At 43.9% G+C, this 20,850-nt stretch carries 21 protein-coding genes; 13 read left to right on the top strand and 8 right to left on the bottom strand.

The window, feature by feature from the left end; all coding sequences use genetic code 11:
- Window positions 1-19 precede the first annotated feature (19 nt).
- From AB4583_RS14940 to AB4583_RS14930, 3 genes are all read right to left on the bottom strand, one after another.
- Window positions 20-568 carry a peptidylprolyl isomerase gene (locus AB4583_RS14940; protein ID WP_017068517.1) on the bottom strand — a complete coding sequence of 183 codons (549 nt, stop codon included), beginning with the start codon at window positions 566-568 and terminating at the stop codon, window positions 20-22.
- Window positions 568-1,137 (bottom strand): YajG family lipoprotein, encoded by a 570-nt coding sequence (locus AB4583_RS14935; RefSeq protein WP_017059907.1) that lies wholly within the window; start codon window positions 1,135-1,137, stop codon window positions 568-570. The genes AB4583_RS14940 and AB4583_RS14935 overlap by 1 nt, the downstream gene beginning before the upstream one ends.
- 66 nt (window positions 1,138-1,203) lie before the next feature.
- A complete protein-coding gene (locus AB4583_RS14930; RefSeq protein ID WP_372118035.1) occupies window positions 1,204-2,355 on the bottom strand; it encodes a methyltransferase in 1,152 nt (383 codons plus the stop codon).
- Window positions 2,356-2,529: 174 nt separating this feature from the next.
- Between AB4583_RS14930 and bolA the strand changes: the two genes are divergently transcribed.
- The 9 genes from bolA (at window position 2,530) to nqrM (ending at window position 10,649) form a co-directional block, all read left to right on the top strand.
- On the top strand, window positions 2,530-2,838 hold the full coding sequence (gene bolA, locus AB4583_RS14925) for a transcriptional regulator BolA (RefSeq protein ID WP_017064186.1): 309 nt from the start codon (window positions 2,530-2,532) through the stop codon (window positions 2,836-2,838).
- A 521-nt stretch (window positions 2,839-3,359) separates the two neighbouring features.
- A complete protein-coding gene (locus AB4583_RS14920) occupies window positions 3,360-4,700 on the top strand; it encodes a Na(+)-translocating NADH-quinone reductase subunit A (RefSeq protein ID WP_019823845.1) in 1,341 nt (446 codons plus the stop codon).
- 5 nt (window positions 4,701-4,705) lie between these two features.
- The gene (locus tag AB4583_RS14915) at window positions 4,706-5,950 is read left to right on the top strand and encodes an NADH:ubiquinone reductase (Na(+)-transporting) subunit B (protein ID WP_017067139.1); all 1,245 of its coding nucleotides are present in this window, start codon (window positions 4,706-4,708) and stop codon (window positions 5,948-5,950) included.
- Complete coding sequence (locus tag AB4583_RS14910; protein WP_017059911.1) at window positions 5,940-6,707, top strand: Na(+)-translocating NADH-quinone reductase subunit C; 768 nt, start codon at window positions 5,940-5,942, stop codon at window positions 6,705-6,707. The genes AB4583_RS14915 and AB4583_RS14910 overlap by 11 nt, the downstream gene beginning before the upstream one ends.
- A complete protein-coding gene (locus tag AB4583_RS14905; RefSeq protein WP_008223083.1) occupies window positions 6,707-7,339 on the top strand; it encodes an NADH:ubiquinone reductase (Na(+)-transporting) subunit D in 633 nt (210 codons plus the stop codon). The genes AB4583_RS14910 and AB4583_RS14905 overlap by 1 nt, the downstream gene beginning before the upstream one ends.
- A 7-nt stretch (window positions 7,340-7,346) precedes the next feature.
- Window positions 7,347-7,943, top strand: a complete 597-nt coding sequence (gene nqrE / locus AB4583_RS14900; RefSeq protein WP_009848375.1) for an NADH:ubiquinone reductase (Na(+)-transporting) subunit E — start codon at window positions 7,347-7,349, stop codon at window positions 7,941-7,943.
- Window positions 7,944-7,972: 29 nt separating this feature from the next.
- A complete protein-coding gene (nqrF, locus tag AB4583_RS14895) occupies window positions 7,973-9,199 on the top strand; it encodes an NADH:ubiquinone reductase (Na(+)-transporting) subunit F (RefSeq protein WP_017059912.1) in 1,227 nt (408 codons plus the stop codon).
- A 174-nt stretch (window positions 9,200-9,373) separates the two neighbouring features.
- Window positions 9,374-10,378 (top strand): FAD:protein FMN transferase, encoded by a 1,005-nt coding sequence (locus AB4583_RS14890; RefSeq protein ID WP_372118032.1) that lies wholly within the window; start codon window positions 9,374-9,376, stop codon window positions 10,376-10,378.
- Window positions 10,379-10,394: 16 nt separating this feature from the next.
- Window positions 10,395-10,649: a (Na+)-NQR maturation NqrM gene (gene nqrM / locus AB4583_RS14885; RefSeq protein ID WP_009848378.1), complete on the top strand. Its 255-nt coding sequence runs from the start codon at window positions 10,395-10,397 to the stop codon at window positions 10,647-10,649.
- 135 nt (window positions 10,650-10,784) lie between these two features.
- Here the strand turns inward: nqrM and AB4583_RS14880 are convergent, their stop codons facing one another.
- Window positions 10,785-12,023 (bottom strand): response regulator, encoded by a 1,239-nt coding sequence (locus AB4583_RS14880; RefSeq protein ID WP_372118029.1) that lies wholly within the window; start codon window positions 12,021-12,023, stop codon window positions 10,785-10,787.
- Window positions 12,024-12,187: 164 nt separating this feature from the next.
- Here AB4583_RS14880 and dinB point away from each other — a divergent pair, with 164 nt between their 5' ends.
- Window positions 12,188-13,264 carry a DNA polymerase IV gene (gene dinB / locus AB4583_RS14875; protein ID WP_017071277.1) on the top strand — a complete coding sequence of 359 codons (1,077 nt, stop codon included), beginning with the start codon at window positions 12,188-12,190 and terminating at the stop codon, window positions 13,262-13,264.
- A gap of 64 nt (window positions 13,265-13,328) precedes the next feature.
- Here the strand turns inward: dinB and AB4583_RS14870 are convergent, their stop codons facing one another.
- On the bottom strand, window positions 13,329-15,263 hold the full coding sequence (locus tag AB4583_RS14870; protein ID WP_372118026.1) for an ATP-dependent DNA helicase RecQ: 1,935 nt from the start codon (window positions 15,261-15,263) through the stop codon (window positions 13,329-13,331).
- Window positions 15,264-15,408: 145 nt separating this feature from the next.
- On the opposite strand from AB4583_RS14870, the gene AB4583_RS14865 reads away from it, so the two are divergent.
- The 3 genes from AB4583_RS14865 (at window position 15,409) to AB4583_RS14855 (ending at window position 18,416) form a co-directional block, all read left to right on the top strand.
- The gene (locus AB4583_RS14865; RefSeq protein ID WP_372118023.1) at window positions 15,409-15,882 is read left to right on the top strand and encodes a GreA/GreB family elongation factor; all 474 of its coding nucleotides are present in this window, start codon (window positions 15,409-15,411) and stop codon (window positions 15,880-15,882) included.
- 88 nt (window positions 15,883-15,970) lie between these two features.
- Window positions 15,971-16,765, top strand: a complete 795-nt coding sequence (locus AB4583_RS14860) for a YggN family protein (protein ID WP_372118020.1) — start codon at window positions 15,971-15,973, stop codon at window positions 16,763-16,765.
- Between the two features lie 289 nt (window positions 16,766-17,054).
- Window positions 17,055-18,416 (top strand): sodium-dependent transporter, encoded by a 1,362-nt coding sequence (locus AB4583_RS14855; RefSeq protein ID WP_372118017.1) that lies wholly within the window; start codon window positions 17,055-17,057, stop codon window positions 18,414-18,416.
- A 204-nt stretch (window positions 18,417-18,620) separates the two neighbouring features.
- Here the strand turns inward: AB4583_RS14855 and lipA are convergent, their stop codons facing one another.
- From lipA to ybeD, 3 genes are all read right to left on the bottom strand, one after another.
- Window positions 18,621-19,586, bottom strand: a complete 966-nt coding sequence (gene lipA, locus AB4583_RS14850) for a lipoyl synthase (protein ID WP_017064177.1) — start codon at window positions 19,584-19,586, stop codon at window positions 18,621-18,623.
- A gap of 4 nt (window positions 19,587-19,590) precedes the next feature.
- On the bottom strand, window positions 19,591-20,250 hold the full coding sequence (lipB, locus tag AB4583_RS14845; protein WP_004737632.1) for a lipoyl(octanoyl) transferase LipB: 660 nt from the start codon (window positions 20,248-20,250) through the stop codon (window positions 19,591-19,593).
- Window positions 20,251-20,445: 195 nt separating this feature from the next.
- A complete protein-coding gene (gene ybeD, locus AB4583_RS14840; RefSeq protein WP_026084358.1) occupies window positions 20,446-20,724 on the bottom strand; it encodes a DUF493 family protein YbeD in 279 nt (92 codons plus the stop codon).
- Window positions 20,725-20,850 lie beyond the last annotated feature (126 nt).

The raw sequence follows: 20,850 nt of genomic DNA, 5'->3' as shown, positions 1-20,850 counted from the left end.
ATAAGGGCGTTAGATTGGATTACTTAAGAAGGGTCACTTTAGTGATGACGATTGGGTCGACTGGGATGTCTGACATGCGGCCCATTCGCTTGGTTGGAATCGTTGCCATCTTTTGAACAACATCAAAACCTTCAGTTACTTTGCCAAATACAGCGTAGCCTGGGTTACCACCTTTTGCGTTCAAGAAATCATTATCAGAGAAGTTAATGAAGAACTGACGAGTTGCAGAATCTGGCGCATTAGTACGAGCCATAGCGATTGTTGCTGTATCGTTCTTCAGGCCGTTGCTGCCTTCATTCTTGATAGGAGCATAAGTCGCTTGTTGATTCATGTCTTGATCGAAGCCGCCACCTTGTGCCATGAAACCAGGGATAACACGGTGGAAGATAGTGCCTTCGTAGCTGCCGTCTGCAACGTATTTTAGGAAGTTCTCCGCGCTAACCGGTGCTTGTTCTTGGTTTAGCTCAATTGTGAAGTCGCCTAATGTTGTTTCCACGTTTACTTTAGGACCAGCCCAAACGCTTACGCTCACTAGCATTAATGCGATAGAAGATAAAATACGACCCATTAGAAACGTTCCTTCATGTAAGTTTGTAGCTCTTGGTCGTTAGCGATCTCAGTAAGAACCAAGTTGATCACGTCATTAAGAACCATAGAGATGTCGTCGTTAGATGCACTCAATGCACCAGTGCGTGTTGCAGTGCCGTTGAATGTTTTAACTAGTTTGCCTTCAGGCGTTTCAGCGGTAACTTCAAGCGTTACTTTACCGTCCATTTTGTTTTCCATAATGGTGTGCTCTACGGTAACGAGTGCTTCTTGAATCTCCAAAACAATCGAGTTTTCACTGTTTACGCTCGCACGAAAACCTTGAGACTCTAACTGCTGTGCAACAGCATTTTCTAGAGAAATACGCATGTTTTGCTTAGCGTGAATTGGCTGAATGTTTGAACGGCCACTATCAACCAATGCAACATATTGAGCGGCACGAACATCTTTACTGGTTAGTGTGTATGTTTTGCCTTGTACAAGGTTGCTTGAGCTTAGTGAAGCTTCTGGCATTACATTGATCTGTTCTTGCTGAGGGGCTGAACATGCTGTCAAAGCCATAATAGAAGCAGCCAAAATCAGTTTTTTCATTCCTTTATCCTTTCTAAATTCACACCAGAAGCTCGGTATCTTAAATTCTTGTGAAGTCGTTTCTGCTTATTTATTAAAATTCGCAGGTTCTCTTGTTGCTTGTAATATCTCAAATTTTTGGTTTAGTTCAAGCGTTTCAACGTTAGCTTCACCAAATAGTCTTGCTAGTTTGACATCGTATCCGAGGTGTCGGTTGCCAATAACAATTAATTTGCCTCCATTGCTTAGAACATGCTTTGCATCACAGAACATTTGCCACGCAATGTGATCCGTAATCGCTTGTTGCTGATGGAATGGAGGATTACACATCACTAAGTAGGTGCTGTTTTTCTTGAAGCCATCTAAACAGTTGTTGGCGATGAACTGGAAGTTGCCTTCTTCACCAAGGTTATCTTTGACGTTTTGGCGCGCCGATTCCACCGCCATAAAGCTTTCATCCACACAGGTGATACGGGCTTGTGGGTTCAATTGCCCTGCTTTTACACTCAATACACCGTTGCCACAACCAAGATCGATGATATGACGCAGCTCAGGATCTTGTGGGATGTGCTCTAGCATATAGCGAGCGCCTTGATCGAGTGCTTCCCCTGAGTAAACATTTGGTAAATTTTTCAGGCGGATATCTTCACCGTCTACATCCCATTCAACAAAAGGCTCTACCGTTTGAATTGGCTGGCAGTTTGGAGATGAGAAGACTAAGCGGTGTTTTTTCTTCGCTAGTGATGTTTTGGTTTCGCCTAGGTATTTTTCGAACAGGTTAAGCGTAGAGGTGTGAATCTCTTTTACCTTGTTGACGCCGATCACTTGGCAGCCTTCAGGCAATGCTTGGCGTAGCTGACTCAATTGCCAGATTAGGTGACGATTTGTTTTTGGCAGCTGCATGATCACAAGATCGATACCGTGTGGGATATTATCCATCGTGTTCAAGAAGTTCACTCGGTTACTTTGATTGCGCTGCAAGTTTTTCAGGGCACCACGGTGAGAGATAAATGAGTCGCTCATCATAGTGACATCATGATCTTTCGAGAACCAAGCGGATAGGGCACCGAAGCTGTCGTTCATGATCAGGATGTGTTTGCCAGGTTCGAGGTTCATCTCTTCAACATGACTGATCAGGTATTCGTCGCCCGCATCCCAAGCTTGAAGGGTTTCATTTGAACGTTTCGGGAAACGATGTAAGGTTAAAGTTCTATCGTGAAGGGTAAGTTCGGTTTTCATTGCTTGAGATACTTATGTAAGAAATAACAAAGATATTGTCTCAAATGCAGGCTGAACAAGATAGAAAAAACTCAACCAAACCTACGCCATTCGCTATCAAATACTCAGACAGTCGACCGCTTAGGGTTTATACTCATCCCACGGATAATGCCAATACGTTATTAAGGAATCACAATGATCCAAGAAGTTATCGAAACAAAATTGCACAATGAGTTTTCACCAAGTCATTTAAACGTGGTTAATGAGAGCTATATGCACAATGTTCCGGCTGGTTCTGAGAGTCATTTCAAAGTGATTGTTGTCAGCGATGTGTTTGAAGGTTTGCGTCTTATTGCTCGTCATCGAGCGGTAAATAAAGCTCTTTCAGAAGAGCTAGCGAATAATATTCACGCACTGTCCATTCACACTTATACAAAAGATGAATGGATGAAGCAGCTCGATAACGTGCCAGACAGCCCTATGTGTATGGGTGGTGGCAAGTAACACAGCGAGCATATTGACAAAAGGTGGTGATGCCGCCTTTTTTGTCGCCAAACCTATGTGTTTTTCGTTGTTATATCACTCAAACTGATGGCAATTTGAACGACTAAAAATACCTACAATGAGTAATGTTTTTATTAACAGTGTTTCAACATAACTCGTAAAATATTAGTTTGTGACAGAGTATTAATCTCTTGTTTAAAACACGATTCAAAAGCCAATCTATCTGTGCGGCTCGTCAAATTTATACATATTTGAGAGTCCATATGCTTCAAATCTCACCAAATAAAGGCCGTATTCAAGTTATTGGTCATGGCATCAAGTTGTCAAAAAATGCTAGAATACGGCACCTGATAAATCTCACATAATATTTGTGATGAGTTTATTAATGTAATGTTGCGATTTTGGTATCTCAAATTTACCAAAACCGGACACTGTAATGTCGTGTCTAAGGGCGATTTTAAAACGTCCCGAATTTACGCAATTAAAAGAATCTTTTTCCCGATAAAGTAGTGCAAGTGCGTATGATTACAATAAAGAAGGGTTTGGATCTTCCTATCGCAGGAACTCCATCCCAGGTGATTAATGATGGTAAGTCCATCACTAAAGTCGCCTTGCTTGGCGAAGAGTACGTTGGTATGCGTCCTACGATGCATGCTCGCGTTGGTGATGAAGTGAAGAAAGGCCAAGTTCTTTTTGCAGATAAAAAGAACCCAGGTGTTGTATTTACTTCTCCAGCAAGCGGTAAAGTTATTGAAGTGAACCGTGGTGCTAAGCGTGTTCTTCAATCAGTAGTGATTGAAGTAGCAGGCAATGAGCAAATCACGTTCAATAGCTATGAAGCTAACCAACTAGTAGGCCTTGACCGTGAAACGGTTAAAGCTCAGTTAGTTGAGTCTGGCGCATGGACCGCTTTGCGAACTCGTCCGTTCAGCAAGGTTCCAGCAGTTGATTCTGAAACTCAGGCTATTTTCGTTACTGCTATGGATACTAATCCGCTAGCAGCTGAGCCAGAATTAATCATTAACGAGCAGTCTGATGCTTTCGTTGCTGGTTTAGATCTTCTTTCAACTCTGACTAACGGTAAAGTGTACGTTTGTAAAAAAGGTACTAGCTTACCTCGTTCAGCTCAGTCTAACGTTGAAGAACATGTTTTTGATGGCCCACACCCTGCAGGTCTTGCAGGCACGCATATGCATTACCTATATCCGGTAAATGCACAAAATGTAGCGTGGAGCATTAACTACCAAGATGTTATCGCATTCGGTAAGCTTTTCCTTACTGGTGAGATTTACTCTGAGCGTGTTGTTTCTCTGGCTGGTCCAGTGGTGAACAACCCACGTCTAGTTCGTACTCAAATTGGTGCTAGCCTTGAAGAGTTGACAGACAGCGAGTTAATGCCAGGCGAAGTTCGTGTGATTTCTGGTTCTGTACTTACGGGTACTGAAGCAACAGGTCCACATGCTTTCCTTGGTCGTTACCATCAGCAAGTTTCTGTTCTACGTGAAGGTCGTGATAAAGAGCTATTCGGCTGGGCTATGCCTGGTAAGAACAAGTTCTCTGTTACTCGTTCATTCCTTGGTCACCTGTTTAAAGGTCAGTTGTTCAACATGACAACGACAACAAACGGTAGTGACCGCTCAATGGTTCCAATTGGTAACTACGAGCGCGTAATGCCTCTAGATATGGAACCTACATTGCTGCTTCGTGATCTATGTGCAGGCGACATTGATAGTGCTCAAGCACTAGGTGCGCTAGAGCTAGACGAAGAAGATGTAGCATTGTGTACCTTTGTATGTCCAGGTAAGTACGAGTACGGTCAACTACTTCGTGAATGCCTAGATACGATTGAGAAGGAAGGGTAATTTTCATGGGCCTTAAAAAGTTTCTTGAAGACATCGAGCATCATTTTGAGCCAGGTGGTAAACACGAGAAGTGGTTTGCGCTTTACGAAGCAGCAGCGACAGTGTTCTACACGCCAGGTCTTATTACAAAGAAAAGCTCGCACGTTCGTGATAGCGTTGATTTAAAACGTATCATGATCATGGTTTGGTTCGCGGTATTCCCAGCAATGTTCTGGGGTATGTACAACGCGGGTGGCCAAGCTATCGCAGCACTTAACCATATGTATGCAGGTGCTGAACTAGCATCTGTTATCAGTGGTAACTGGCACTACTGGCTAACCGAAATGCTTGGAGCCTCCTTAGGAGCCGATGCAGGTGTTGGCAGCAAGATGCTACTTGGTGCGACTTACTTCCTACCTATCTACGCAACGGTATTCATCGTTGGTGGTTTCTGGGAAGTTCTGTTCTGTATGGTGCGTAAGCACGAAGTAAACGAAGGTTTCTTTGTTACTTCTATTTTATTCGCGCTTATCGTTCCGCCAACACTTCCTCTATGGCAAGCAGCACTAGGTATTACCTTCGGTGTTGTAGTCGCTAAAGAGATCTTCGGTGGTACGGGTCGTAACTTCCTGAACCCTGCACTTGCTGGCCGTGCGTTCCTATTCTTTGCATACCCTGCACAGATTTCAGGTGACGTAGTTTGGACTGCTGCAGATGGTTTCTCTGGTGCAACTGCTCTTAGCCAATGGGCTCAAGGCGGCGGTAGCGCACTAATGAACGTAACATCTGGTGAAGCAATCACTTGGATGGACGCATTCATTGGTAACATCCCAGGTTCTATCGGTGAAGTATCGACTCTAGCACTTATGATCGGTGCTGCGATGATCGTTTACATGCGTATCGCTTCATGGCGAATCATTGCTGGTGTAATGATCGGTATGATTGCTGTGTCTACGCTGTTTAACGTGATCGGTTCTGATACTAACGCAATGTTCAGCATGCCTTGGCACTGGCACCTAGTTCTAGGTGGCTTCGCATTCGGTATGTTCTTCATGGCGACTGACCCAGTATCAGCTTCATTTACCAACAAAGGTAAGTGGTGGTACGGCATCCTAATCGGCGCAATGTGTGTAATGATTCGTGTAGTTAACCCTGCATACCCAGAAGGCATGATGCTTGCGATTCTATTCGCAAACCTATTTGCTCCTCTGTTTGACCACGTTGTAATCGAGAAGAACATTAAGCGGAGACTAGCGCGCTATGGCAAGTAATAACGATAGCATTAAAAAGACGCTGTTTGTTGTTATCGCATTGAGCCTAGTGTGCTCAATCATCGTTTCAACAGCTGCAGTTGTTCTTAAACCTAAGCAACAAGCTAACGCGGTTCTAGATCAGCAAACTAAGATCCTTGAAGTTGCGGGCATTGAACTTGCGGGTAATATCCCTGAACTGTACGCAGAGAACATTGAACCTCGTCTAGTTGATTTCGCTACTGGCGATTTCGTTGACGGCGATGCTGCTGCATACGACCAACGTAAAGCGGCAAAAGATCCAGCTCAGTCAATCAAGCTTTCAGCTGAAGATGACATCGCTAAGATCCTTCGTCGTGCTAACACGGGTACTGTATACCTTGTGAAAGATGGCGCTGAAACTTCTAAAGTTATCATCCCTGTTCACGGTAACGGTCTATGGTCAATGATGTACGCATTCGTTGCGGTAGAAACTGATGGCAACACAGTTTCTGGTATCACTTACTACGAGCAAGGTGAAACTCCTGGACTTGGTGGTGAAGTTGAGAACCCATCTTGGCGCGCTCAATTCGTTGGTAAGAAATTATTCGACGAAAACCACAAACCTGCTATTCAGGTTGTTAAAGGTGGCGCTCCTCAAGGTTCTGAGCACGGTGTAGATGGCCTTTCTGGTGCAACACTGACTAGCGTTGGTGTTCAACATACATTTGACTTCTGGTTAGGTGATATGGGCTTTGGTCCGTTCCTAGCAAAAGTTCGTGACGGAGGTCTGAACTAATGTCTAGTGCAAAAGAAATTAAAAAGAGCATCTTAGCGCCGGTGTTGGACAACAACCCAATCGCGCTACAGGTTCTTGGTGTGTGTTCTGCTCTTGCGGTAACCACTAAGCTAGAAACAGCATTTGTTATGACTATCGCGGTAATGTTCGTTACTGCTCTGTCTAACTTCTTCGTTTCTTTGATCCGTAACCACATTCCTAACAGTGTGCGTATCATCGTTCAGATGGCAATTATCGCATCACTAGTAATCGTGGTAGACCAAGTGCTTAAAGCATACCTATACGATATCTCTAAGCAGCTATCTGTATTCGTAGGCCTAATCATTACTAACTGTATTGTAATGGGGCGTGCTGAAGCATTCGCAATGAAGTCTGCGCCAATCCCATCTCTAATCGATGGTCTTGGTAACGGTCTTGGTTACGGTTTCGTTCTTATCACTGTTGGTTTCTTCCGAGAGCTTCTAGGCTCTGGCAAACTATTTGGTATGGAAGTACTACCTCTAGTGAGCAACGGTGGTTGGTATCAGCCAAACGGCTTGATGCTTCTAGCACCTTCTGCATTCTTCCTAATTGGTTTCTTGATTTGGGCAATTCGTGTGTTCAAACCAGAACAAGTAGAAGCGAAGGGGTAAGGTAGTCATGGAACATTATATTAGTCTGCTAGTTAAATCGATTTTCATCGAAAACATGGCGCTTTCTTTCTTCCTAGGTATGTGTACATTCCTAGCGGTATCTAAGAAAGTTAAAACTTCTTTTGGTCTTGGTGTTGCGGTAGTTGTAGTACTTACAATCGCTGTTCCTGTAAACAACCTTGTTTACACACACATCCTGAAAGAAAACGCGCTTGTTGAAGGTGTCGATTTAAGTTTCCTTAACTTCATCGCATTCATCGGTGTTATCGCGGCACTTGTACAAATCCTAGAGATGGTTCTAGACCGTTTCTTCCCACCTTTGTACAACGCACTAGGTATCTTCCTTCCACTGATCACAGTTAACTGTGCAATCTTTGGTGGTGTATCTTTCATGGTAACTCGTGACTACAACTTTGCTGAATCTGTTGTTTACGGCTTCGGTTCTGGTGTGGGTTGGATGTTAGCTATCGTTGCTCTTGCGGGTATCCGTGAGAAGATGAAGTACTCTGACGTACCTCCAGGTCTTCGTGGCCTTGGTATCACGTTCATTACTGTTGGTCTGATGGCGTTAGGCTTTATGTCTTTCTCTGGTGTTCAACTGTAGGGTAAGCACCCAGTAATAAGGAATAACAAATGTTTAGTATTATTCTTGGCGTAGCGATGTTTACCATTATTGTACTGGCTCTAGTACTAGTGATTCTTTTCGCTAAGTCTAAGTTAGTACCATCAGGTGACATCACTATTTCAGTAAACGGCGACCCTGAAAAGGCGATCGTTACTCAACCTGGTAGCAAGCTACTTGGTGCCCTAGCTGGCGCTGGTATCTTCGTATCTTCTGCTTGTGGTGGCGGTGGCTCTTGTGGTCAGTGTCGTGTAAAAGTTAAGTCTGGCGGTGGCGACATCCTACCAACTGAACTTGATCACATCACAAAAGGCGAAGCTCGCGAAGGCGAACGTCTTGCATGTCAAGTTGCTATGAAAACTGACATGGAGATTGAACTAGACGAAGATATCTTTGGTGTTAAAAAGTGGGAATGTACTGTTATCTCGAATAACAACGAAGCTACTTTCATCAAAGAACTTGCTCTAGCGATCCCTGAAGGTGAAGAAGTTCCGTTCCGCGCGGGTGGTTACATTCAGATTGAAGCTGAACCACATCACGTGAAATACGCAGATTACGATATTCCTGAGGAATACCGTGGTGACTGGGATAAGTTCAACTTGTTCCGTTATGAGTCTATCGTTAAAGAGCATTCGATCCGTGCTTACTCTATGGCTTCATACCCAGAAGAGAAAGGCATCATCAAGCTTAACGTGCGTATCGCAACTCCGCCGCCAAACAACCCTGACGTAGCTCCTGGTGTTATGTCTTCATACATCTGGTCTCTTAAAGAAGGCGACAAATGTACTATTTCTGGTCCATTTGGTGAGTTCTTTGCTAAAGACACAGACAATGAAATGGTATTCATCGGTGGTGGTGCAGGTATGGCGCCTATGCGTTCTCATATCTTCGACCAACTTAAGCGTCTTAAGTCTACTCGTAAGATGTCTTACTGGTATGGCGCGCGTTCTAAGCGTGAGATGTTCTACATTGAAGATTTCGATGGCCTAGCGGCTGCAAACGAAAACTTCGTGTGGCACTGTGCACTGTCTGATCCTCAACCAGAGGACAACTGGGACGGTTACACTGGTTTCATCCACAACGTACTGTACGAAAACTACCTGAAGGATCACGAAGCTCCTGAAGATTGTGAGTACTACATGTGTGGTCCACCGATGATGAACGCTGCTGTTATCGGCATGCTGAAAGATCTTGGTGTAGAAGATGAAAACATCCTACTAGATGACTTCGGTGGTTAATCCACTTAAGTGATTGATATTATGGCTGACTCCTACGAGTCAGCCATTTGTTTTTCTAAGACAGCTTTTGACAACATACTGGCTTATATAAGAAAGAGTAAGGCATTCAAAATACCTATTTTTTACTCTTATTTTTCCTTATATAAATCCTCAACATTAGACAGGAGTAAGCAAGTGAGAATTTGGCTTGTTGCATTAACTTCTTTGATTTTTCTTGCGGGCTGTGAGCAGTCAAGAGAGCAAGTGCATTTGAGTGGCCCAACGATGGGCACGAGTTACAATATTAAATACATCAATGGTGATGAATTTCCTGAGTCTAATGAAGTTCATACAGAGATCGATCGTCTACTTGAAGAAGTAAACGACCAGATGTCGACTTACCGTGAAGATTCCGAATTAAGCCGTTTCAACCAGCATAAAGGTGCGGATGCGTTCGAAGTATCTGAGCAAACAGCGACGGTTGTGAAAGAAGCGATTCGTTTGAACGGTCTTACTGAAGGAGCTCTGGATGTAACGGTTGGTCCGTTAGTTAACTTATGGGGTTTTGGTCCTGAAGCTCGTCCTGAAGTTGTGCCATCAGATGAAGAGCTGGCGGCTCGCAAGGCTAAGATTGGTATCCATCATCTTAGTGTTCAAGGCAACATGTTGAAGAAAGACCTACCTAACCTGTATGTCGATCTATCCACGATTGCAAAAGGTTGGGGTGTTGACGTCGTCGCTGACTACCTTGATTCTATCGGTATTCACAACTACATGGTTGAAGTCGGTGGCGAAATTCGTCTGAAAGGTTTAAACCGCGAGAACGTGGGCTGGCGTATCGCGATTGAGAAACCAAGCGTTGATGAGCGTAATATCCAAGAGATCATCGAGCCGGGTGATATGGCTATCGCAACCTCTGGTGATTACCGTAACTATTTTGAACGTGATGGTGTTCGTTACTCACACATCATCAACCCTGAAACAGGAAAGCCTCTTCACCATAAAGTGGTTTCTGTGACTGTTTTAAACCCGTCTTCAATGACTGCAGACGGCTTATCTACGGGCCTTATGGTCTTAGGTGAGGAAAAAGGAATGGAAGTCGCAAACCAACATAACATCCCAGTGTTCATGGTGGTAAAAACAGCAGATGGCTTTAAAGAAATTGCTTCTGAAGCATTTAAGCCATACTTAGGTAAATAAGGTAAGCGAGATAATTATGAATACATTTCTGATTACATTTGGTGTTTTTCTTGCAGTAATCGCAGCGATGTCAATTGGCTACATTATCCAAAAGAAAGTTGTGAAAGGTAGCTGTGGCGGTTTGGGTGCTGTTGGTATTGATAAAGTATGTAACTGCCCTGAACCTTGTGACGCGCGTAAGAAGCGTGAAGCACGTGAAGCTTACCGTGAAGAGAAGCTGGCTGAGCGTCAACAAAAAGAAGCGGCTTGGAGTAAAGACCGTATCGCTTAATTGGTGACAGTCATAGGGGATAGAGTTATCTATGCCCTCAAATTGAAAAGCTCAAGATTATCGTCTTGAGCTTTTTTAGTTTTGAGGTCTAGCAATTAATCTTGGTATAGCAAAAATGGAAACAGAGGCGAATGACTATTGTTCGATTTGCATGCTGTTACGCGCAAACACTAGTTGGTTTCTACCTTGCTCTTTTGCCGTATAAAGAAGCTCATCAGCGGCTTTGATCTGCTCATCTAGCTTCGCGTCTAAATCGGTTACGCCGATACTGATACTGACCTTGATTCTTTGAGAGTCATGCTCAACAACATGGCTTTCAATGGCTTCTCTCATGGACTCTAAGTTGTCAACAAAGCTCTCAAACGAACCACACGACTGAATACAAAATTCTTCGCCACCGAAGCGTACAGCAACATCATCTTTAAAATGGTCTTTGATGATCTTGCCGACTTCCACGAGGACTGCATCACCACCATCGTGACCGTAGGTGTCGTTCACTTTCTTGAAGAAGTCGATATCCATCATGGCTATACTGCGCTGCTCACAACCTTTACATGTTTGATTGAACAGGTAACGACGGTTCCATAAGCCAGTAAGAGCATCCTCGTTGGCATGTCGAAATAGCTCGTTGGCCGCTTCTTTCATATCAAGCAGTTGATGGATACGGCAAAAAAATTCTTCTTGGTTAAAAGGCTTGTAAAGGAAGTCGTTAGCCCCCGCTTTAAGGAATCGAGCTGTCATGGTGCGATCATCGCTGCCTGATAACCCTAGAATAGCCAACTGGTTTCTGTCGTGATCGCGTCGTATCTCACGGATCATCGCTATACCGTCTTTCTTCGGCATATCATGGTCTGTAACAACGAACGTAATATCGGGATCGTTATGAAGGAGCTTTAATGCTTGTTCGCCATCTTCGGCTTGGATAGTTTGGATATATTGGTGTTCTAGAAGTTGAGCTATGTAACGGCGAACGACCGCTGAATCATCGACAACCAATGCTTTGTGATGGCGATTATTCGAAATTCTTTGAACCAGGGGAAGTAGGTAGCTTACTGATGACATACTGTCTTTAAGTATGTAATCGATAACGCCTTTGGCTAGGACTTGCTCTCGCAGTTGAGTGTCGAACATCCCGGTCAGGACAATGATTTTCTGTTGATAGCCTAAGACGAGATCAATGATCTCACCGTCTTGCCCGTCAGGTAAGCAGTAATCTAATACGGCACACAAGAAATCCGTCTCTTGTTCCAAGATGTTTTTTGCTTCTGCAATCGATTCAGCAACTGCTACCTCATAACCGCTATTTTTCAGCTGTTGGTACAGGTAGTTGCGAAATGCTCGGCTATCTTCCACTACTAGTATTTTTTCACTCACAAGCGATCCCTACTTATAGACTAAATACTCGTTAACAATAGTATCAGAAGAGCTCATGGCTATTGAAGAGAAACCTCTTTAGCTGGACTCGAGATCGTTTTAAATCTGATAATAATTGGATTATACTGTTTATAGATACAGTTGTAAGGTCGAGTGATTCCTAGATGTGTAGTGCGGGTGAAGAGAAAGTAAGAAAAATAATTCATGTTGATATGGATTGTTTTTACGCTGCTGTAGAAATGCGTGATAACCCTGCTTACCGAAATCGCCCGTTAGCTGTTGGTGGGCATGAAAAGCAACGCGGTGTTTTGAGTACCTGTAATTACGAAGCCCGCAAGTTTGGTGTTCGCTCTGCAATGCCGACCGGAAAAGCCCTGCAGCTTTGTCCTAATCTATTGGTTGTGCCGGGAAGAATGTCGGTCTATGTCGAGATATCTAAAAAGATCCGCGAAATCTTCTCTCGATACACATCAATCATTGAACCTCTTTCTTTGGATGAAGCTTTCCTTGATGTCACCGATTCTAAGCGGTGTCATGGTTCAGCAACACTTATTGCCGAGTCTATTCGCCGTGATATCTGGAACGAACTGAACCTGACAGCTTCTGCAGGAATTGCACCGATTAAATTCTTGGCGAAAGTGGCCTCGGATCTGAATAAGCCCAATGGTCAGTTTGTTATCCCTCCACAAGACGTGCAATCAGTGATCGATGAGCTACCACTTGAAAAGATTCCCGGTGTTGGCAAGGTGAGCATTGAAAAGCTGCATCAAGCAGGTTTCTTTACTTGTAAGGATATTAAAGAGTCTGACTATCGAGACCTGCTACTCAAGTTTGGCCGTCAAGGTGCATCACTCTGGAAGCGCAGTCATGGCATTGATGATCGAGAAGTTATCATCGAGCGCGAGCGAAAATCGGTAGGCGTAGAACGCACCTTCACTCAAAATATTTCAACTTACGCTGAATGTTGGCAGGTAATCGAAGACAAGCTATTTCCTGAACTCGAGACTCGCTTAGAAAAGGCTAGTCCAAGCAAAGCGATCATCAAGCAGGGCATTAAGCTCAAGTTCGCCGATTTTCAACAAACCACGATTGAGCACATCCACGCCTCTCTCGATCGTGAACACTTCAAAGAGCTGCTTAGTGAAATACTGAAAAGACAACAGGGGCGAGAGATACGCCTGCTTGGTTTAAGCGTAATGCTGCAACCTAAAGACCAAATGCGTCAGTTGAGCTTCTTTTAAAGATAATGAGTGAGATGAATACCGACTACGCTTCATAGCCTAGTCGGTTTTTTATAAGTAAGAATTACATAGGAAGTTGTTTTACTCGCGCTAAGGTATCACTGAACGGTTGCTGCTCTAGCTTGCCGTAACCGACCATTTTGCTGGCTTTAAGCTTGGTTGAAAGTGGGGTGGCGATTCCACATAAGAAGCGAGTAATTGCCTCGTCGGTAATCAGTTGTTGGCTAGCCGAAATAAACTCATGTATCCATGTCATCACCGTCTCATCATCGATAGGTTCAACATCAACGGTTGGTAAGATTGCCACTTCTCCTCGACATACAGAGCAGTGACCGCAGTTTGTTGGTGCTTTATCATCGGCAAAATAACTCGCAAGGCGTGAGCTTAGGCAAGTATCCGCCTCAAAGAAATTCAGCATTTGGTTAAGGCGGTTTATCTCGCTGTTTTCTTTTGCTTTAAACAACTCAGTTAGACGCTCTGACAGTTGCATCATATCTTCAGAAGTATTGTGGATCGCGTAGACATCGGTGATCTGCTTGCTTTCTAGTTCAATCCAACCTTGTTCATTGAAGTAGTCGATAGCCGCAATCACACGCTGACGATCGGCTTGGAAGTGTGTCCAAAGCGCATCGAAGTCGACTTGGCACCACACTCTTGCTTGAGGAGAGCATTGGAAAATCGCTTCGACAAATTGACGACGTTCACTTTGAAATTGCTCTGTGATCTGCTGTTTCGGACGAAGGAACTTAAATTTGTAGTCTGCGAAGTAGCTGTACTTGGGCTCAATCACACCTTCAATTTCGAGATACACCAGTAGTGTTTTTAGCGGTAACTGACGAATGTTGGATTCACGTGATAGTTGATTAAGCATGATCTCCCATTGATTCGAGCCAGAAGCGCCAATGTTTTGATTTTCGTAGATCTCTTTTAATACCGCTTGGATCGATATGTTGTCTGGCGTATCACCAAAAACGAAGTTCTCGAGTGTGCTTAAACCGTGTTTGTTAGCCAGTAAAATACATTCAGACGCTTGCCCATCTCGACCAGCTCTGCCGATCTCTTGTGAGTAGTTTTCGATCGATTTTGGTAAGTCAAAGTGAATCACTCGGCGAATGTTGGACTTATCCACGCCCATACCAAACGCGATAGTTGCGACGATACAGCTCACGTCATCATTCATGAATTGGTGTTGAATAGCATCTCTATTTTCAGGCTTAAGACCCGCATGGTAAGCCACTGCATTAACGCCAGCATTGCGAAGCTGCTGAGCCACCATCTCTGCCGTTTGTTGAAGGGTGACATAAACAATAGTCGGAGCGAGAGAAGCTTGGTTAACCACATTGCACAAGGTTTCTAGCTTACTGGTTTGTTCACAAGGTTGAATCGACAGATCGAGATTTTGACGATAGAAACCCGTAACCACAACGCGCTCCTCATCAATTTCAAACTTTGACTTCATATCTTGGATAACCGCTGTAGTCGCAGTGGCTGTCAGTAGTAGAACCTGAGGAATATTGAGCTGTTTTTGGTATTGAGGAAGCTTCAGGTAGTCGGGTCTGAAGTTGTGTCCCCATTCTGAAATACAGTGCGCTTCATCGACCACAAGCAGTGAGATCGACACTTGGGAGATAAACTGACGAAAGCGTTCGTTCTTCAAGCGCTCGACGGAGATCATGAGGATCTTGGTGTTTCCGTTACGTACCGACTGCATCACTTGTTGGGTGGTTTGTCTGTCTTGGCTTGATTCGATTGCAGCTGCGCTAATGCCTTTGCTGTGCAGGAAAGCGAGTTGGTCTTTCATCAAGGCTAACAGCGGTGATATCACCAAGGTTAAGTGCGGCAATTCTAATGCTGGTAATTGATAACACAGAGATTTACCTGAGCCTGTAGGGAATATGGCCGCCGTCGAATGACCAGATAGAACATTATCAATGACTTGCTTTTGCCCATTACGCAGTGAGTCGAATCCGAATACTTGTTTTAACTTCTGCTCAATCATTTATGTTCTACCTGAATTATTAAGTGTCGTATTGATGATAAAGCGAGCGCCCATTCATGATAGCGTCGCTTGATGAATCAAATGTCTTGCACCTGATTGTACCTAATTCTATTCTGTAGCTCCTATAGAAAAGCACCCCAATAGTATGAATAAGTCTGAGCTTCGCCAAATAATCTTAGAGCAACTCGAATCCCGACTACGTATCGCCCAATCTGCGACTCAGCGTGCGATTGATGCTGCGACCGATGAAGAGACTGTGCCTGAACATAAGTACGATACATTGGCATTAGAAGCTTCGTATCTCGCCCATGGTCAAGCGGTGAGGGTACAAGAGTGTGAAGACGATATTCAGTGTTATCGTAACTTAGTGTTGCGTGATAGTGAGAAGGTTACGGTGAGCAGTTACGTTGTGGTCATTGACGAGCATGATCAATATAAACACTTTTTTATGGGGCCGAGAGTCGGCGGACTTTCTGTCACGTGGAATGAGAATGAGATTGCCATCGTGACGGCAAATGCACCTTTTGGCCAGGCTCTAATGGGTAAAGAAGTTGGTGATGAGATTGAGTTTAAGGTCGCAGATAAACAGTTTTGCTACGAAGTTATCTCTATCGACTAACTAACTGACTAATAGATATAAAACGTTTCTCTGACAAAGGAGCATATACCAAGGGTATAGTAATCTGTCAGATTGATGAGAGGATGTTATGAAAAGCAATGTATTTACGAAAAACCGTGTATTTACGAAAAACAATGTATTAATTGCATCGTTAACAGCGGCGATCTCTGTTGTGAGCTTGCCAACGTTTGCTGCTCAGTGTCGAGTTGACTTGAAGAATGAACTACGAATTGATGACCAAAAAGTCGAAATCCATCAAGTGAATGGTGATACGGCCGTTTTTGATGATAACAACGACCTCTATATTCATGGTGAGAAGGTTGAGCTTGATGCCGACCAACAAGCGGCGATTGAGAAATATCGCGAAAACATGAGTGAGTACTTACCTCGAGCGAAACAAATGGCCAACGATAGCTTAGCGTTAGCCAATGACGTGATTGATGATATCGCGGCTAGCCTGGATTCACCTGAGTCATTTGATAATGTAAAAGAATCAATGAAAACCTACTTTGCAGAACTGGAAGCGCGTTATTACAAAGATGGCGAATTAGTGTTGCCTGCAGAAAGCTTTGATTCGATGGCCAATGGCTGGTCTGAAGATTTCGAGAAGGCGAAAGAAATCTTTAACCAAGAATTTATCTCTAGCGCTTTTAATGCGATGTCAGAAAAAATGAAACAAGACGGTGGCCTAAACCTGACTGAACTGGCTGACAGTATGGCTGAATTAAAGCTGAAAGTTGAAGAGCGAATGAAAGAACACTCTCAACAAGTACAGGAGGAAGCGAATGAGTTCTGTGATTCACTTGATGAGATGGCAGAACAAGAGCAAGAACTGCATGAAATCATTCCGAACTTAAAAGATTACCAAGTCTTCACAATTTAATTCGAGTCTAGTGATGAATAGTAAGAGCACCGGTCGGTGCTCTTTTTGTTTGTATAAATGGAACCACACGGCGAGTATTTATCTCAATTCAATCCATTTTCTTCTTAAGCCTACTGCTTCGCTTTGTTGCTTATAATTGAACGATAAGACTGGTTTTTTGTTAATTTTGTTGTTCTAAATAGCGCATTGATTGTAAAAATCAGAGAATTGTTCATTTATTGGTTGTGCCTATCATTGCTTTTTATTACTGTACTTCTCAACTAGTTCACTGATTTTTAATGCGGGCGATATGGACCAACAATCTTCCTCTTCAAGAGAGCACTTTAGCTCTCGTTTAGGTTTTATTTTAGCAGCGGCTGGTGCAGCGGTTGGCTTGGGTAATATTTGGGGTTTCCCGACTCAAGTTGCCAGCAACGGTGGCGGCGCTTTCCTTTTGGTCTATTTGATCATGATCTTCGTGGTTGCTTTCCCTATGCTGGTGGTAGAGATGGCTATCGGCCGTCACGGCCAAGCAAACCCAGTTGATAGCATGCGATCTTTGACGACAAACCCTTTGGGTAAGAAAGTCGGTGAGTTTGTCGGTTGGGTTGGACTGAGTGTACCAAGCGCAGTGTTGGCGTTTTACAGTATTGTTGGTGGCTGGTTGATCTGTTTCCTAATTGGTGCGGTCGCGGATCTTATCGGCCTAGAAGCGATTGCTGATTGGTTTAAAGGCTTCAGCGTTGAGCGTAATGTCTTTGGTACCGTTGCGTTCTACGTACTGACCATTCTTATTGTACAGGGCGGTGTTAAGCAAGGTATCGAGAAGTGGTCGACGCGTTTAATGCCAGCACTGTTTGTATTGTTCGGCCTATTGTTTGTTTACATCATGACGCAATCTGGTGCGATGGAAGGCCTAAAACATTACCTAGTCCCAGACTTTGAGAAAGTGTGGGATAGAAAACTGATTCTGGCGGCAATGGGACAGGGTTTCTTCTCACTCACCATTGGTGGTTGCTCAATGTTGGTTTATGGCTCTTACTTAAGCAAGAAAGAGAACCTGCCAAAAATGGCGATGAACGTGACGCTGGTTGATACTGCTGTCGCTTTTATTGCTGGATTAGTGGTGATGCCAGCAATGTTTGTTGCGATGCAAAAAGGCGTTCAAATCTACGCTGAAGACGGCTCACTATTAAGCTCTGACACTCTAGTATTCACGGTTTTGCCGTTGATGTTTGATAGTTTAGGTGTGCTTGGACAGATCTTTGCGATTGTGTTCTTTTTACTACTAACGATTGCTGCACTGACTTCTTCGATTTCGATGCTTGAAGGCCCGGTTGCGCTAGTGAGTGAGCGTTTCAATACTAGACGAACGCCAACAAGCTGGGTGATTGGTGGTGCTATCGCGCTGTTTAGTGTGGTGATTGTTTACAACTTTGCTGCGATGTTTGGCATGGTAGCGATGATTGCAACTCAGTATCTTCAACCAGTCGCTGCACTGATGTTCTGTGTGTTTGGTGGTTGGGTATGGAGCCGAGCTTCAAAAGTGAAAGAGCTTGAACAAGGCAGTCCTGATTTTCAACTTGGTTGGTTTGGTAAGGTTTGGCCAATGTATGTGAAGTTTGTGTGCCCAATTTTGGTAGCAACGGTTATCTGGGCATCTTTCGGTTAATGCAGAACCCTATCTGGGCTTTTTGAAATTACCTCCTCTGAACTTGAAATATTAAGTACAAAGCCACTCATAAAGAGTGGCTTTGTTGTTTTTATATAAAGCTTAGTGGCACGAAATATAAAGCTATAGCGGCACGAACAAGATAGAAAAAAGGCGCTGAACATAATATTCAGCGCCTTTGCATTGTTCGTTAAGCAATCGTGATTACTTAATTTCCATACCTTGAGCTTGCAAGTCCGCATGGTAAGAAGAACGTACAAACGGGCCACACGCTGCGTGAGTAAAGCCTAGCTCTAGAGCAATCTCTTTCAGCTCATCGAACTCAGAAGGCGGCACGTAGCGTTCTACTGGTAAGTGGTGACGGCTTGGTGCTAGGTATTGACCTAGTGTCAGCATAGTCACACCATGTTCGCGAAGGTCTTTCAGTACTTGAACGATCTCTTCTTTTGTCTCGCCAAGACCCATCATCACACCTGATTTTGTTGGGATATCAGGGTGCTGCTCTTTGAATTTCTTCAGTAGATCAAGAGACCACTTGTAGTTCGCACCTGGACGCGCTTTACGGTATAGACGTGGCGCTGTCTCTAGGTTGTGGTTGAAAACATCTGGCGGGTTGTCTTTCATTAGGTCAAGCGCAACGTCCATACGACCGCGGAAGTCTGGAACCAGTGTTTCGATACGAATATTTGGGTTGAGTTCGCGAATCTCACGGTTACAGTCAGCAAAGTGCTGAGCACCGCCGTCACGCAAGTCATCACGGTCAACTGAAGTGATTACAACGTACTTCAGTTTCATGTCTTGAATTGTTTTAGCCAGTTTCTTCGGCTCTTCAGCTTCAGGAGCAACAGGACGACCATGGGCAACATCACAGAACGGGCAGCGACGAGTACAGATAGCGCCAAGAATCATAAACGTTGCCGTACCGTGGTTGAAACACTCGGCTAGGTTAGGGCAAGACGCTTCTTCACAAACTGAGTGCAGGTTGTTTTTACGCATTGCTGATTTGATTTCTTGAATACGATGGCTGTCTGAAGGAAGTTTAATCTTCATCCATTCAGGCTTACGTAGAACTTCTTTCTGTTCAGCAGGCATATTCTTTACGGGAATTAATGCCATTTTGTCAGCGTCACGATATTTAACGCCTTTTTCCATTTGGATTGGTTTGCTCATGATTTTATGCTTCTGCTGTAATGTTACTGGTGGCTTGAATGTCTACTTGGTCATAGCCGAGTAGCTCTACGAGCTCTTGTATTAACTGTTGCTCAACGTTTTCTAGTTCACTTGGTCCGCCGAGTTGGCTTACCTGCGCCATTTCCATACCTTGGTAACCACATGGGTTAATACGTAGGAATGGAGACAGGTCCATATCGACGTTGAGTGCTAGCCCGTGGAACGAGCAGCCACGTCGAATACGTAATCCGAGTGAACAGATTTTCTTGCCATCGACATAAACACCAGGAGCGTCAGGTCGGGCAGCTGAATCTATATTGTAAGCTTTCAGAGTATTGATTACGAGGTTCTCGATATGAGTCACCAAATCACGTACTCCGAATTTCTTGCGGCGGATGTTAATCAGAAAGTAAGCCACTAATTGGCCTGGGCCGTGATAAGTCACTTGGCCACCGCGATCGCTTTGTATTACAGGGATATCACCAGCATTTAATACATGCTCAGCTTTGCCTGCTTGTCCTTGAGTGAAGACAGGGTTGTGTTCAACCAACCAAACTTGGTCTACGTCTTCTTCCGTGCGTTCGTCTGTGAACTTATGCATGGCTTTCCATACAGGTTCGTAATCCTGACGGCCTAATTTTTTTACGATTAGCTTATTTTGCAAAGCTGCACTCCCTCAAGGATTAATAAAGTGAACGCATTATAAACGCGAAACATGATTCTAACTACAGACGGACTGCAAGGTTTTTCAACTTTCTTTGTATTTATTGAAAATTAAGTTGAATGAATTTGAGCTAGATAGGGTGCTTTAAACAAAAACAGCGGCAATAAGCCGCTGTTTTTCATGTGTAATCGGAGATTACAGAACCATACGAACGATTTCGATCTCGCCCAGTTCTTTATAAAGAGTTTCTACTTGCTCAATTGAAGTCGCAGTAATATTGATAGAAACAGAGTGGTAGTTACCTTTCGCACTTGGTTTTAGCGTTGGGCTGTAGTCACCAGGAGCATGACGCTGGATCACTTCTAGTACTAGCTCAGTCAGTTCTGGCTTAGCGTGGCCCATTACTTTGTAAGTGAATGAACAAGGGAACTCTAAGAGGTCTTTTAGTTTTGCATCAGAATTGATGTTCATGATTAGCTCCAAAAGGCTAGACTCTCGCAAATTGGCGAAATGTCGATAAAAAGCGTGTTCGGTCAACAGACACGAGTAATAATGCGGAATATTACGTGTAAATATCGCCGAACTCAAGATCAACAAAAG

Source organism: Vibrio sp. 10N.222.49.C12, assembly GCF_041475025.1.
GTDB classification, from domain to species: Bacteria; Pseudomonadota; Gammaproteobacteria; order Enterobacterales; family Vibrionaceae; genus Vibrio; species Vibrio crassostreae_C.
The sequence above is the reverse complement of the archived record's forward strand: the minus strand, read 5'-3'. Positions and strand labels throughout refer to the sequence as shown.

Excerpts from the sequence above, each read along its gene's own strand:
- AB4583_RS14940 (WP_017068517.1), bottom strand. The coding sequence starts at position 568 with ATGGGTCGTATTTTATCTTCTATCGCATTAATGCTAGTGAGCGTAAGC.
- AB4583_RS14935 (WP_017059907.1), bottom strand. The coding sequence starts at position 1,137 with ATGAAAAAACTGATTTTGGCTGCTTCTATTATGGCTTTGACAGCATGT.
- AB4583_RS14930 (WP_372118035.1), bottom strand. The coding sequence starts at position 2,355 with ATGAAAACCGAACTTACCCTTCACGATAGAACTTTAACCTTACATCGT.
- bolA (WP_017064186.1), top strand. The coding sequence starts at position 2,530 with ATGATCCAAGAAGTTATCGAAACAAAATTGCACAATGAGTTTTCACCA.
- AB4583_RS14920 (WP_019823845.1), top strand. The coding sequence starts at position 3,360 with ATGATTACAATAAAGAAGGGTTTGGATCTTCCTATCGCAGGAACTCCA.
- AB4583_RS14915 (WP_017067139.1), top strand. The coding sequence starts at position 4,706 with ATGGGCCTTAAAAAGTTTCTTGAAGACATCGAGCATCATTTTGAGCCA.
- AB4583_RS14910 (WP_017059911.1), top strand. The coding sequence starts at position 5,940 with ATGGCAAGTAATAACGATAGCATTAAAAAGACGCTGTTTGTTGTTATC.
- AB4583_RS14905 (WP_008223083.1), top strand. The coding sequence starts at position 6,707 with ATGTCTAGTGCAAAAGAAATTAAAAAGAGCATCTTAGCGCCGGTGTTG.
- nqrE (WP_009848375.1), top strand. The coding sequence starts at position 7,347 with ATGGAACATTATATTAGTCTGCTAGTTAAATCGATTTTCATCGAAAAC.
- nqrF (WP_017059912.1), top strand. The coding sequence starts at position 7,973 with ATGTTTAGTATTATTCTTGGCGTAGCGATGTTTACCATTATTGTACTG.
- nqrM (WP_009848378.1), top strand. The coding sequence starts at position 10,395 with ATGAATACATTTCTGATTACATTTGGTGTTTTTCTTGCAGTAATCGCA.
- dinB (WP_017071277.1), top strand. The coding sequence starts at position 12,188 with ATGTGTAGTGCGGGTGAAGAGAAAGTAAGAAAAATAATTCATGTTGAT.
- AB4583_RS14870 (WP_372118026.1), bottom strand. The coding sequence starts at position 15,263 with ATGATTGAGCAGAAGTTAAAACAAGTATTCGGATTCGACTCACTGCGT.
- AB4583_RS14865 (WP_372118023.1), top strand. The coding sequence starts at position 15,409 with ATGAATAAGTCTGAGCTTCGCCAAATAATCTTAGAGCAACTCGAATCC.
- AB4583_RS14860 (WP_372118020.1), top strand. The coding sequence starts at position 15,971 with ATGAAAAGCAATGTATTTACGAAAAACCGTGTATTTACGAAAAACAAT.
- AB4583_RS14855 (WP_372118017.1), top strand. The coding sequence starts at position 17,055 with ATGGACCAACAATCTTCCTCTTCAAGAGAGCACTTTAGCTCTCGTTTA.
- lipA (WP_017064177.1), bottom strand. The coding sequence starts at position 19,586 with ATGAGCAAACCAATCCAAATGGAAAAAGGCGTTAAATATCGTGACGCT.